Source organism: Paenibacillus sp. BK033 (assembly GCF_004345425.1).
Classification (GTDB): Bacteria; Bacillota; Bacilli; order Paenibacillales; family Paenibacillaceae; genus Pristimantibacillus.
In genome coordinates this window covers 1,085,787-1,099,075 of record NZ_SLVP01000002.1, presented here as the reverse complement: position 1 = coordinate 1,099,075, position 13,289 = coordinate 1,085,787, and the positions used below count along the sequence as shown (strand labels likewise).

Annotated in this window: 9 protein-coding genes; 8 read left to right on the top strand and 1 reads right to left on the bottom strand. The window is 50.4% G+C overall.

From position 1 onward, the window contains the following. Window positions 1–11: 11 nt before the first annotated feature. A complete protein-coding gene (locus EV294_RS11745) occupies window positions 12–1,088 on the bottom strand; it encodes a GntR family transcriptional regulator (RefSeq protein ID WP_132306938.1) in 1,077 nt (358 codons plus the stop codon). Window positions 1,089–1,522: 434 nt separating this feature from the next. On the opposite strand from EV294_RS11745, the gene EV294_RS11740 reads away from it, so the two are divergent. From EV294_RS11740 to EV294_RS11705, 8 genes are all read left to right on the top strand, one after another. Next, window positions 1,523–2,440, top strand: a complete 918-nt coding sequence (locus tag EV294_RS11740) for a glycoside hydrolase family 43 protein (protein ID WP_132306936.1) — start codon at window positions 1,523–1,525, stop codon at window positions 2,438–2,440. A 115-nt stretch (window positions 2,441–2,555) separates the two neighbouring features. Further along, a complete protein-coding gene (locus tag EV294_RS11735) occupies window positions 2,556–5,603 on the top strand; it encodes an alpha-mannosidase (RefSeq protein WP_132306934.1) in 3,048 nt (1,015 codons plus the stop codon). 7 nt (window positions 5,604–5,610) lie between these two features. Continuing rightward, window positions 5,611–6,273, top strand: a complete 663-nt coding sequence (locus EV294_RS11730; protein ID WP_132306932.1) for an SGNH/GDSL hydrolase family protein — start codon at window positions 5,611–5,613, stop codon at window positions 6,271–6,273. Window positions 6,274–6,728: 455 nt separating this feature from the next. Beyond that, a complete protein-coding gene (locus EV294_RS11725) occupies window positions 6,729–7,643 on the top strand; it encodes an ABC transporter permease (protein ID WP_132306930.1) in 915 nt (304 codons plus the stop codon). A gap of 13 nt (window positions 7,644–7,656) precedes the next feature. Beyond that, entirely contained in the window at window positions 7,657–8,553 is an 897-nt protein-coding gene (locus EV294_RS11720) for a carbohydrate ABC transporter permease (protein WP_132306928.1), read from the top strand. Window positions 8,554–8,677: 124 nt separating this feature from the next. Next, window positions 8,678–10,333: an extracellular solute-binding protein gene (locus tag EV294_RS11715; protein ID WP_132306926.1), complete on the top strand. Its 1,656-nt coding sequence runs from the start codon at window positions 8,678–8,680 to the stop codon at window positions 10,331–10,333. A 35-nt stretch (window positions 10,334–10,368) separates the two neighbouring features. Beyond that, window positions 10,369–11,136, top strand: coding sequence for a sugar phosphate isomerase/epimerase family protein (locus EV294_RS11710; RefSeq protein WP_132306924.1), 768 nt, complete (start codon window positions 10,369–10,371; stop codon window positions 11,134–11,136). 150 nt (window positions 11,137–11,286) lie between these two features. Next, the gene (locus EV294_RS11705) at window positions 11,287–13,272 is read left to right on the top strand and encodes a discoidin domain-containing protein (RefSeq protein ID WP_132306922.1); all 1,986 of its coding nucleotides are present in this window, start codon (window positions 11,287–11,289) and stop codon (window positions 13,270–13,272) included. Window positions 13,273–13,289: the final 17 nt, after the last annotated feature.

Sequence of the window (13,289 nt, the reverse complement as noted above, 5' to 3'; positions counted from 1 at the left end):
CTTTTTGCTTGTTAGATCGGTCTAACCGTATCCCGGATGATCAGGCTGGTAGGGAGCATGACCTTTTTGTTCCCGTAAGAATTTCCTTCGCTGATTTCAAGCAGCAGCTTGGCGCTTTCGTAACCGAGCACGTCAAAATACTGTTTCACCGTACTAAGGGCAACCTTGGCGAATTTGGAGCTCTCGAAATCATCGAAGCCCATAAGCGAGATTTGATCCGGTATTCGAATTCCCCGGCTGGTCAGCTGCTCGAGTACTTCAAGGGCGCGCTTGTCATTCGTGCAAAAGAGGGCCGTAATTTCTCCCTCTTGAATTTGCCCGGCAAGCGTATCGTAATCCAATTCCTTCTCCAGATAGAGAAGCTTCTTGTTCACGGGCAGGGAAGCGTTAATCATGGCGTTGTTATAGCCGTTGAACCGGTCAACCTCCGGGCTGAGATGGAAATCGTAAGCGGCAAAGCCGATTCTCTTATGACCGTTCCGGATTAAATACTCAACGGCTTCATAGGCGCCGTCGTGATTGTTGCAGGTTACGACATTTACAGGATATCCTGCAGGCGAGCGGTCAAGCATGACGAATGGAATCGATTTCTTCCGGATGTCATTCAGGTAGCTCTTTGCCGCGACCGGATCCGAGGAGTAAATAAGAAGGCCTCTGATATCGGATTGGATTAACCGTAAAATAAGCTCGCGTTCCTGATCGAAATCGTTCTCCACGAATTCGATAATCAATTTGCAATCATGCTTGCCGAGGAAGGACTGAATGCCTTTCATAATCTGCATATAGGAGCTGTCGTACATTTCAACGCCGGAGATCACAAAAGCAACCAGGTTGGAAGCTTTTTCGGCTACGGCGGTTTGGCTGGCGGCCACGAAGCTTCCTTTTCCCCGAACGCGGTATATAACTCCTTCGTTTACTAGCTCGGAAAGCGCCTTTCGGACCGTAATGGAGCTTACATTTAACATTTTCGAAAATTCCGATTCGCTTGGAATGCGGTCATCCTTGGAAATTTCCTGATTATCGATTTGTGCGAGCACATAATCCTTCACAATTTGATACTTAGGTAGTCCAGGCTCTTTTTCACTCATTTTCGAGTCACCTCATAACAACATTTCTTTGATTATAACTTAACTTAGTCTGTAATGGTATACTAACTTTCCGGTGAAGGCAAAAAACAATAAACATACGGGCTAGGAATTCCTTAGACGGGTAGGAGGAAGCTCCTATTTGCGCAAAAAAGGTTTGAAAAATGTAGGGGTTCGTATTACTATAGGTTCAAAGATAGTGTGTGAACTTGTCGTCCTTAGCATAATAAGTTGTTGGAGGAAACGACAAAAATCATAAGGAGGTTAGGATAAAGAAGCAAATATCGGGCTTGTGTAAGCGCTTTACTAATCGATTCAAGAATATAAGCACTATAAATTCACGACAGGAAGTGTAGAAATACAAGACACTTCTACTGTTTTCTATGGCTCTTCGTATACTTACTTACTACATTGATTTCGACTAGGAGGAACTATTCATGAATAATAAGCTTACATCCGGCAATCCCGTATTTCCTGGCTGGTATGCCGATCCGGAAGCAAGAATTTTTGAGGGACGGTATTGGATTTATCCGACTTATTCGGCGCTGTACGAGGAGCAGCTGTATCTGGATGCCTTCCATTCGGACGATTTGGTCAACTGGACCAAGGCAGAGCGGGTTTTGGACAAGAAGGATTTCGAGTGGGCGCATAAAGCGGTGTGGGCGCCTTCGCCAATCGAGAGCAACGGAAAATATTATATCTATTTCTCGGCGAACGATATTCAAAGCAATGACGAGCTTGGAGGCATTGGCGTCGGGGTTGCGGACCGTCCGGAGGGGCCGTTCCGCGATGCAATAGGCAAACCTCTCATCGACCGGTTCCACCATGGCGCGCAGCCTATCGATCCGCATGTTTTTCGGGATGAAGACGGTCAGGTATACCTCTACTACGGAGGCTGGGGACATTGCAACGTGGTCCGTCTCGGCGAGGATATGATCAGCCTGCTTCCGTTCGAGGACGGAACCGTCTATCGCGAAGTTACGCCAAAGGACTATGTGGAAGGACCGTGCATGATCAAGCGGAACGGCCAGTATGTCTTCATGTGGGCGGAAGGCGGATGGGGCGGTCCTCATTATCGGGTTGCTTACGCGCTTGCGGAATCGCCGCTGGGTCCATTCGAGAGAATCGATACGATCTTGCAGCAGGATCCTGAAGTGGCGACCGGGGCGGGACATCACGGCTATCTTCAAATCCCGGATACCGACGAATATTATATCGTTTACCATAGACGTCCGTTGACCGAAACGGCTGCGAACCACCGGGTGGTGTGCATCGACAAGCTTTACTTTAATGAAGATAATACGATTCGTCCCGTGAAAATCACCTTCGAAGGCGTAGCGGCCCGTAAACTGTAATCCGTGGCCAGGCTTCCTTCAGGATACGGGCTGGCCGCCCCAGCCGTGGCTGACCGAGGACGATCTCCGATAGTCGTTACAATAAAGACGAAAACCATAGGATGTGAAACTGGAATTGAATACGAGAAAAGAAATTCAGTATCAGGTTGAGAAGCTGCTAAGGGTAAAGCAGAAGTTTATTTACAAGAAATTATCCATCGTTGAATTTACTTGCTTTGTTACCGGAGAACGTCTTTCTTATTCCGATATCGATTCCCGATCTTTTGAGCCTATAAGCGTCGGGGATCGCTGGGGAAGCAGCTGGACGTACGCTTGGCTTCGCAGCAGCCTCGTTGTTCCCGAGGGGACGGAAGGCAAACGGCTGGTCGTGCTCGCGGACTTTGGCTCGGAAGCCACTCTTTACGTAAACGGGGTTGTGAGCGGAGCGCTCGATCTGCAGCATCATGACGTGACCTTAACCCGTCATGCGCGGGAAGGCGAGCGCTACGAGCTTGCGGCCGAAGCTTATGCCGGCCACTCCGGCGAGCAGCCGGTATTTGGCGAATCCTATTTGTGCCGGTTCGAAGAGGAAGTCTATCAATTCTTCATCGATCTGGAATGCTTGTGGCAGGTTCTTCAACATACGGATGCGAACTCCCTGCGCGCTGCCGACATTAACCGTTGCTTGACGAATGTCATTGCCAAGCTTGATCTTGGACTTGAGGGTCCGGAGCTGGCGGAGAACGTTAACGGCTGCCGCAGGCTGATGGAGCCGCTCCTATCCTGCGTGAACGGATCCACCTCACCGCTGCTGTATCTGATGGGCCAGTCCCATCTTGATATTGCCTGGCTCTGGCCGATTGAAGAGACGAAACGGAAAATTGCCCGCACGATGTCCAACCAGCTGGCGCTTATGGATGAATATCCGGAATATACGTACACCCAAAGCCAGCCGTATCTATTCCGGATCGTTAAAGAGCTTTATCCGGAGCTCTACTCCCGCATCAAGCGGAGAGTGGCGGAAGGGCGAATCATTCCGGAAGGCGGCATGTGGGTCGAGTCGGATACGAATCTGGCGGGTGGGGAGAGCTTGATCCGCCAGTTTCTTCATGGCAAGCGGTTCTTCATGGAGGAGTTCGGCAAGGACAACGAGATGCTGTGGCTGCCCGACGTCTTTGGTTATTCCGGCAATATGCCGCAAATTATGAAGGGCTGCGGGATCCGTTATTTTGCTTCCGTCAAAATGTTCCAGACTTATGAGAATGTCGTTGATCCGTTCCCTTACAACACGTTTATGTGGGAAGGGATCGACGGGTCGGAGATTCTGACGCATCTGCTGGACTACGGCGATTTCCCGATCCGGGTCAATCCTTCATTCCTGATTGGTCAGTGGAACGACCGCGTGCAGAAGGATGGCATTGCGACCCGGCTTGTCCAGTACGGACATGGAGACGGCGGAGGCGGCGCGAACCGGGATGATCTCGAGTTTCTGCGCAGGCTCGACAATCTGGAAGGCGTTCCGCGGACAAGACAAAGCTCGCCGATCGATTATTTCGAGGACCAGCAAGCAAGGGGGCTTCCGGATGCGAGATACGTAGGAGAGCTGTATTATCCGGCGCACCGGGGAACCTATACGACGCAGGCGAAGCTGAAGCGGTTGAACCGGAAGACGGAAATCGGATTCCGCGAATACGAGCTTTGGGCTGCTGCCGCACAGCTGTTCCGGATGAAGCCGTATCCCTACGAGAAGCTGGATGGCTTGTGGAAGCAGCTCCTGCTTCATCACTTCCACGACATTCTGCCGGGAACCTCGATTCACCGGGTTCATGAAGAAGCGCAAGCGGAACTAACCAAGCTGCATGAGATCATCTACGAAATGGCCGATGAGGCTAAAGCTGCGCTTGTAGAGCCTGAGCGGGAAGGGGTTACCGTATTTAATTCCCTGTCCTGGAATCGATCCGAGCTGGTTGCGTTGCCCGTCGGGGTTGCTGCGGTTGCGGATCGTTCCGGTCAGCCGGTACCCGTACAATGGCATGACGGGGTTGGATATGCCCGGTTAGAGACTCCATCCATGGGATGGGCGGCTTATGCTGCCGTCGGTAATAGCCAGCCGGAGCTTATGGTATCTCAGTCAGCTGTGTCTGCCACAACTTCGCGCATGGAAAATGAATTCATGGCGATAGCGATAAACGGCATAGGTGAAATCACCAGTATCGTAGACAAGCAGACGGGCGTGGAATGGGCAGCCGATTCCTGCAATGCGCTTGCTATGTACCGGGATCAGCCGTCTGCCTTTGACGCGTGGGAGATTGACCGCCGTTACCGGGCTTCCAAGGTTGAACTGGAGGAACAGGCGGAAATAACGGTTACCGCCAATGGGCCGCTTTTTGCCAACGTTCGCGTCCGGCGGAAGCTCAACCAGTCGACGGTTGTACAGGATATCCGAATGGAAGCCGGCAGCCGAAGGGTTGAATTCCGGACAACGGTTGAATGGCGGGAGAAGAACAAAATGCTGCGCGTTGATTTTCCGGTCCGGCTGCATGCCAATGAATCGATGCAGGAAATCCAGTTCGGTTACGTGCGCAGGCCTAATCATGCCTCCAGGCCTCACGATGCGGACCGTTTCGAGGTAAGCCAGCATAAATGGACGGCGCTTGCCGAGACGGGACGCGGCTTTGCGCTGCTGAACGACTGCAAGTACGGAATAGCCGTCAAGGGCAATACGTTAAGCATGACGCTTCTTCGCTCGCCGTCTTATCCGGACGAAACCTCCGATCAAGGAACGCATCAATTTACTTACGGTTTCTTGTTCTGGGAAGGAGCCTTCCAAGGCAGCCGGGTGATCCGGGAAGCCTACGAGCTTAATTATCCGGTTAGCGCCTTAAGCGGTGCAGGCCGCGTGGACCAGCAATCACTTCTGCAAATCGACCAGTCCGGTGTTCTGGCGGAGACGGTTAAGCTGGCCGAGGACGGTTCCGGGGATTGGATCGTACGCTTGTACGAGAGTACGGGTTCTTCCGTGTCTTGCGGCGTCCGCGCCGGGTTGTCCTACTCCGCCGCGTTTGAGACCGATATGCTGGAAGCTAACCAAGCCGAGCTGCCGGTTGCCAATGAGCTTATTAACTTGCATTTCCGGCCATTTGAAGTCAAGACCATCCGTTTTGCGCTAAAACAAGGGAGGTAGCGTATTCATGAAGCTAAAGCAAGGGCAAAGACTGGTTGTTATCGGCGACTCGATTACCGATTGCGAGCGTAAATTCCCGCAAGGAGAAGGCTTGTTCCAAGGCGTTGGCAAAGGGTATGTCGCGCTTGTGGACGCCTTGCTGCAGACCGCTTATCCCGAGCTGTCGATCCGTGTAACCAATATGGGCATCGGAGGCAATACCGTAAGGGATTTGAAGGCAAGATGGCAGACGGACGTGCTTGATCTGAAGCCGGATTGGCTGACGGTTATGATCGGCATCAATGACGTATGGCGGTATTTCGATCAGCCGAATATTCCCGAATCGCATGTGCTGCTGGAGGAATACGAGCGGACGCTGGAGCAATTGGTGAAGTCTGCACTGCCGGACGTGCAGGGGCTTGTTATCATGACGCCGTTCTATCTGGAGCCTAATCCGGAGGACCGGATGCGCAAACGGATGGATGAATACGGATTGGCTGCAAGAAGGGTGGCGGTCAGAACGGGCGCCGGGTTTATCGATATCCAAGCGGCGTTTGCCCCGCAGTTCGAATACGTGCATCCTACGGCTATCGCTTCCGACCGGGTGCATCCGGGCTTGTCCGGCCACATGATCATTGCGAGGGCATTGCTTCAAGAGCTTGGCTTTGAATGGGAGCGGATGAAGGGCTGACGAATAAGGCGCCTCGGGGAGAGTTCCCCAAGGCGCCTTATCTTATCCGATTCGGAATCGTGCTAAACCCTCTTAAGTAAATCAGGCTTTAAGCTTATCGAATGGGCTTTGCATACTAACTCACGTTAAGTTCGCCTAAAAAAATAGAAAAATGCAGGAAAAAAACTGTATTGACGTCCAAAAAAGTATGTGTTAATTTTAACATAGTATAACAAGGTAAAGAGGGGAGGTAAGCCGTTCCCTATCAATCCGTTTTCTTTGTGGTACTGCTCCCTTCTAGGAAAACATTGCGGTCAGTTCGGTACCTTTATAGGATGGGACAGGAAGCGTTGTTGATTAGGCTTAAAAATGAATACGCTTCCAATTAGAGTATTTCCCTGTCTCTTCCAATTGTTTGGTTGTAGAAATTTTTGGTTGGTATACTAATTTGATAAGGCTATTGAAGGGGTGTTTTTTTGGAAACAACCAATAAAAGCTTATGGTCGCGGATTAATAGACATCGTTATTTGTACTTGATGGTTTTGCCGGGATTTCTAACGGTTCTGATTTTTAATTACTTTCCGATGTACGGCATTCTGATTGCATTCAAAAAGTACAGCGTAGTCAAAGGCATTATGGACAGCCCATGGGTGGGGTTTAAATACTTCAATACCTTCTTCCATGATCCGCTCGCGTTCAGGGTATTAAAAAATACGTTGCTGCTTGGCCTATATACGTTGCTTTGGTCATTTCCGGCACCTATCATTCTCGCTTTGCTGTTTAACGAGCTTCGGAACAAAAGGTTTAAAAAGATTGTGCAAACCGTTTCGTATTTTCCCCATTTCATCTCCGTTGTTATTGTCGCCGGCATGATCAAGGAATTTACGGCTAGGGACGGACTCTTTAACGATATCATTTCCTTCTTCGGCGGATCGCCGGTGATGTTTCTCTTGGAGCCGGGTTATTTCAGAACCATCTTTATCTCTTCGGGGATCTGGCAGGGTGTGGGCTTTGGAACCATCATCTATCTGGCTGCATTAAGCGGCATAGATCCTACCCTGTATGACGTAGCGGAAGTGGACGGCGCCAACCGTTGGAAAAAAATCGTACATATTACTTGGCCGTCATTAAGATCCACAACCGTTATATTGCTCATATTCGCCGTTGGCGGAATACTAGGCTCGGACTTCCAGAAGATTATATTGCTCTATTCGCCTGAAACCTACAGCGTAGCGGACGTTATCGGCTCCTACGTGTACCGTCAAGGGATTTTGGGAGCGCAATACGAGTATACAACGGCAATCGGCTTGTTCATGTCCGTCATATCCTTCGTTATTCTGTATCTGACCAATTGGATCAGCCGCAAGGTTTCGGATACAAGTTTGTTCTAGGAGAGGGTAAGCAATGAAAAAGGTGAGCTTGGGTTCCAGAACGTTTGATGCGGTAAACATCTTTGTAATGCTGTTGATTATGGTCGCTATCCTGTATCCGATTCTGAACATTATCGCGACTTCCGTGAGCAGTACCCGTTATATCTCGTCGGGAAGCGTGTCGGTCTGGCCGAAGGGCTTCAATGTGGAAGCTTATACGACCGTATTTAAGGATCCTTTTATCTTCAAGGGTTATCTAAACTCGATTATATACGCGGTTGGGTCAACGGGGCTGATGCTGCTGTTTACCTCGTTGATGGCCTACCCCCTTACCGTCCAGACCTTTGTCGGGAAGAAGTTTCTTACCATCTTTCTAATGATTACGATGTTTTTTGGCGGAGGCTTGATTCCTACCTATTTGCTGATGCGCAGCATGCACATGCTGGATACGATGTGGGTCATGATTCTTCCCGGGGCTATCGGGGCGTATAACGTCTTTTTGTTCCGAACCTTCTTTCATAATATACCTGCCGAGCTAAAAGAGTCTGCCTTGATGGACGGCGCCAACGATCTTATCGTCTTGTTCAAGATTGTTCTGCCTTTATCCAAGGCCTTGCTTGCAACCTTCGCTTTGTTTGGGCTTGTGGGAAGCTGGAACAGCTGGTTTGAAGCCTTAGTCTATCTGCAGGATCAGGATAAATATCCGCTCCAGATGGTACTGAGAAACTATTTGTTTACCCTGGATACCAATGCGATTGCGGGAAGGGTCGGCGCCGGCAATGTCGCGATTAATCAATCGGGGGACTCGCTCGACCCGCAGGCCGTACGAATGAGCGTCATTATTATCACGATGTTCCCGATTATGTGCATATATCCTTTCTTCCAAAAGCATTTCACAAAAGGGGTACTGGTAGGCTCGATTAAAGGGTAGGGAACGAAGACAAACCGTGCAGGGAAGGGAATGCAGGAATCCTGCTGTGGAGGTGAAAGGACGGCAAGCAATCCGTAAGCCTTACGACATGCTGTACACCAATTATTTATCAGGAGGGGTTTGTATGAAAAGAAAGACAAAAACGATGTCTTTGCTTTTGGCTTCCGCGTTGGCACTGGCAGTAACGGGCTGTACAAACAACAATACTAACAATGCGCCTAACGAGACTTCCGGCACGAATACGGGGGCGGGCAAGACGGACAGCAAGCCTTTGAGCTTCTCGGTAGCGCTGCCGTCCAATGGCGTTGACAACGAGAATAGCATGATGGGGAAAGAATGGCAGAAGGAAATGGAAGCCTATATGGGCAGAAAGGTCAACATTGATTTCAACTATATTCCTTCTTCCGAGTATGACGAGAAGCTGAAACTAATGATTGCGAGCAATGATTTGCCGGACTTCTTCGTTACTCCATTGTTCTATGATACGACCGAAATGGCGGAGCAGGGCCAGATCCTGGAGCTGAGCCAATATAAAGACCTGATGCCTAACTATATGAATTATTTGAGCAAGGTCAAGAACGGTTTGACCCGGGTAACTAACGCCGAAGGCAAGATGTATACCTTCAAAGAAACGTCAACGCCAAGGTTTCCTGCCGATAAAGGCATGCTGATCCAGAATACGTCCTCGTACCGATATGATATTTTCCAGCAAAACAATATCAAGATTCCCGAGACCTGGGATGACGTGTATCAGGCAGCCAAGAAGCTGAAGGAGCTGTACCCGGATAAATATCCGATTGCAACAAGATGGAACAGCTTGCGTTCCTTGTTCGCCGCAGACCATGTGAAGGATGATATTTATTGGGATGGCAGCAAATACGTATACGGCGTTCTTCAAGACGGATACAGGGATGCGCTCCAGTTCGCCAACAAGTTGTACGCCGAGAAGCTGCTGGATCCGGAGTATACCATCGATACGGACGATACGCTGAAACGCAAAGCGCTAAATGGCGATAACTTCATATGGCTGACGCAATGGTTCACGACTCCGGCCGAATATACGAGAACGCTTAATGACGGGAAAGTATTCGCGGTTACTCTTTACCCGAATAATCCGGATTACGGAACAGCTTGGCAGGAGGTTGCAAACGGCAATACGCCTGATTTGGGCTGGGCTCAGTTCTGTATTAACGCCAAAACAAAAGTGGCGGAGGATCTGATCAAATTCATTGACTATCAATATACGGACAAAATGATGAACTTGATTACCTGGGGAATCGAAGGAACGACGTATACGGTTGGGGCGGACGGCGCGCAAACCTTTACGGACGAATTTAAAAAAGCGCCGGATCCATGGCTGGTCGGCGACAAGTACGGAATTCGGGCAAGCAAAAACTATAATCCCGGCCTGCAAATGGTTAACGATTCCAAAGCATTCGTTGACTTTGCGGCTACAGATTACACCTACTTCGACGGCAAATACGAAGAGGTCCCGATTGAGAAATCGCCGTACTTAAGAAGTCTGCCAATGCCGCAGAATGATTATGTTCCATCCTGGTACAGCGAGCCTAGCATTCAATTCACGCAAGAAGAAAGCCAAAAGATTTCCGAAATCATGAACCCCGTTAAAACCTTTGTTACCGAAGAACAAGCGAAATTTGTTTCCGGGAAAAACAGCTTTGACGATTGGTCCAAATTCATCGATAAACTGAAGAAAATGGGCGATATCGATAAAGTGCTGCAAATTTATAACGATGCCGCACAACGCGCGACGAAATAAGGAATGCCATTTAGCAATGACGGGAGTGATCGAGTGTGGCAAAACCGATTGTGGGGCTTCAATTATATACCCTGCGCGATTTAACGGAGGGGGATTTTCTTGGCACCATCCGCAAAGCTGCGCAGCTAGGCTATAAAGCGGTAGAGTTTGCGGGATTTTTCAACACGCCGGCCAAAGAGGTTAAAGCGCTTCTTGCCGAGCTTGATTTGGAGGCGCCATCGGCTCATATCGGGTTGAATTTTTCCGAGGATGCCGCTATCCGGTCGGCTGAGCTCGATAAGCAGATCGAATACGCGCAAGAGATCGGCCTGCAATACATGGTTGCGCCATGGGCTCCTCTGCCCGAGCAGCCGGAATGGAAAGATGTGCTGAAGCTGGCCGGCATTCTCGAAGAAGCGGGAAGAAAAGTAACCGGGGCGGGAATGACTTTCGGTTACCATAATCATGCCTTCGAGTTTCAATTAGTCAATGGCAAACCGGTCATGGATCATTTGCTGGAGCTTGTTCCGGCGCAGTATCTCATAGCGGAATTTGATCTAGGCTGGGTTCATGTGGCAGGCTGCAAGCCCGTTGATTACGTGCAGAGGTACAGCGGACGCGTGCCCCTCGTTCACTTCAAGGATTTCGTGGAGGGGCATACGGATACCGAGGTAGGCAAAGGCTCCGTTGATCTGGAGAGCGTATTGCCAATTGCCGAGGAAGCCGGGATCCGGTACATCTTCGTGGAGCAGGAAGCATTCTCTTCCTCTTCGCTGGAGAGCGCGGGAATCAGTCTTGAATTTTTCCGAAAGAACGGCCTTTAAACTTACGTCATTTCATCTTAGAACGAATAGGAGCAGTCTGCGGTCAGCATGCTGCTCCTTTTATTTTCGGGAGGTGATGCGATGACGTAGTTTGCAGTCGGAATCAACATGCTGCGCAAACAAATGAAATCAATCGGAGGATGATCATGTATGCATGCAAAGCTGCGTAGAACGACCGGAATAGCAGTCTCTATCCTGCTTAGTCTGGCTTTATTCCCGGGGACGATGCTGGCGGATAACGCCGCAAGCAACAGCGGGACCAGTCCAATCCAAAGCCAGCAGCCTTTTGGCATCCGGGTTGTCGACTCCAAGACCGGACGGGGGATTCCGGCCGTTGAACTAAGGACGACAAACAACATGACCTTCTATACGGACAGTGCCGGTTATGTCGCCTTTAAAGAAGCAGGGCTTATGAACGAGACCGTATTCTTTCATTTATCCAGCGACGGCTACACGATTCCTGCGGATATGTTCGGGTATCGCGGACAGGCTGTTGAAGTAACGCCCGGAGGAAGCGTTACGCTGACGATGGACAGAGTGAATATTGCGGAGCGGCTGTACCGTCTGACGGGCGAGGGCATTTACCGGGACAGCTTATTGCTCGGCAAGACGCTGCCGATTCATGAACCGGTGCTGAACGGGAAGGTAATGGGCCAGGATTCCGTCCAGACCATTAAATACAACAATAAATTGTACTGGTTCTGGGGCGACACGGACCGCGCCCGTTACCCGCTGGGCAACTTCCGGGTAACGGGCGCAACCTCGATGCTTCCGGGACAAGGTGGACTCGACCCGGATGTAGGCGTTGATCTGACCTATTTCAAGCAGGACGACGGCTTCGTAAAAAGCCTGGTGCCGCCTCTTCCGGACGGCGCCAACATTGCGTGGGTATTCGGATTGATGACCGCCAAGGATTCAAGCGGACGCGAGCGGCTGCTGGCCGGTTACAGCACGCATAATCCGGATTTATCGGCCTTTGGCATTCTTCAGTTTAATGATCAGACGCAGCAATTCGAACAGCTGGTCCAGTTCCCGGACAAGAATGATTGGCGCCATCCGGGAGGTCAAGCAAGCTACTACAAAGAAAACGGAAAAGGATATTGGGTGTTCACCGAGCACCGGATGCCGAATCTTCGCGTACCGGCGACTTATGAAGCGATTCAGGACTACACGAAATACGAAGCTTTTACGCCTCTGAAGCCGGGGACAACGTACAGCGGTGCCAATACGCAGCTAGAACGGGACGCTTCGGGCAAGCTTGTCTGGGGATGGAAGCAAAATACGCCGCCGCTGAAGCAGGATGAGGAGAAAGAACTTACTAAACTCGGAGTAATAAAAGATACGGATACCCGTTATTACCAGCTCAAGGATGTGGATACCGGCGCCGACGTCACGATTGCCGGCAGCTCCGTTGAATGGAATGATTACCGCCAGAAGTATGTTCTGTTTGGCCAGCAAATGGGCGGAACAACATCGGGGCTTGGCGAGATGTGGTATGCGGAGGCGCCTGCGCCGGAAGGGCCATGGACAACGGCCAAAAAAATTATTACGCATAACAACTACACCTTTTATAACCCGGCTCATGACGAGTTTTTCGATAAAGCCGGAGGCCGTTATATCTACCTCGAAGCGACTTACACCAATACGTTTACCGACCACGAGCCAACACCGCGCTACAACTACAATCAGATAATGTATAAGCTCGACCTTGCCAATCCGGATCTTGGGCTGACGCCACAGGCAACGGATTTGGCAAAAGGCAAGCCGATTGCCTCCTCTTCAAACGAAAAGAATCAGCCGGCGAAGCTGGCTAATGACGGCAGCTCGGAGACGTCCTGGACATCCGCTGCCAAAAGCCCGCAATGGCTGAAGGTTGATCTTGGCGAGCCAAGCAGCATTAACCGAGTTGTGCTGAATTGGGGAGTTGCCTACGGCAAGGCTTATCAGGTTCAGATCTCAAATGACGGGGCGAAGTGGAAGGACGTATACGACACCAAGGCCGGCGACGGCGGCGTGGACGACATTACGTTTGCGGATGCAAAAGCCAGATATGTCCGAATGTACGCCATACCAAGAGGCGCTAAGCTATCCGTAAGGGAGTTCGAGGTGTACGGGACTCGGCAGAGCTCAAACTAATCATTCTGGAACGGAGG

Coding starts and splice junctions, on each gene's coding strand:
- EV294_RS11730 (WP_132306932.1), top strand. CDS start 5,611: ATGAAGCTAAAGCAAGGGCAAAGACTGGTTGTTATCGGCGACTCGATT.
- EV294_RS11720 (WP_132306928.1), top strand. CDS start 7,657: ATGAAAAAGGTGAGCTTGGGTTCCAGAACGTTTGATGCGGTAAACATC.
- EV294_RS11715 (WP_132306926.1), top strand. CDS start 8,678: ATGAAAAGAAAGACAAAAACGATGTCTTTGCTTTTGGCTTCCGCGTTG.
- EV294_RS11705 (WP_132306922.1), top strand. CDS start 11,287: ATGCATGCAAAGCTGCGTAGAACGACCGGAATAGCAGTCTCTATCCTG.
- EV294_RS11740 (WP_132306936.1), top strand. CDS start 1,523: ATGAATAATAAGCTTACATCCGGCAATCCCGTATTTCCTGGCTGGTAT.
- EV294_RS11745 (WP_132306938.1), bottom strand. CDS start 1,088: ATGAGTGAAAAAGAGCCTGGACTACCTAAGTATCAAATTGTGAAGGAT.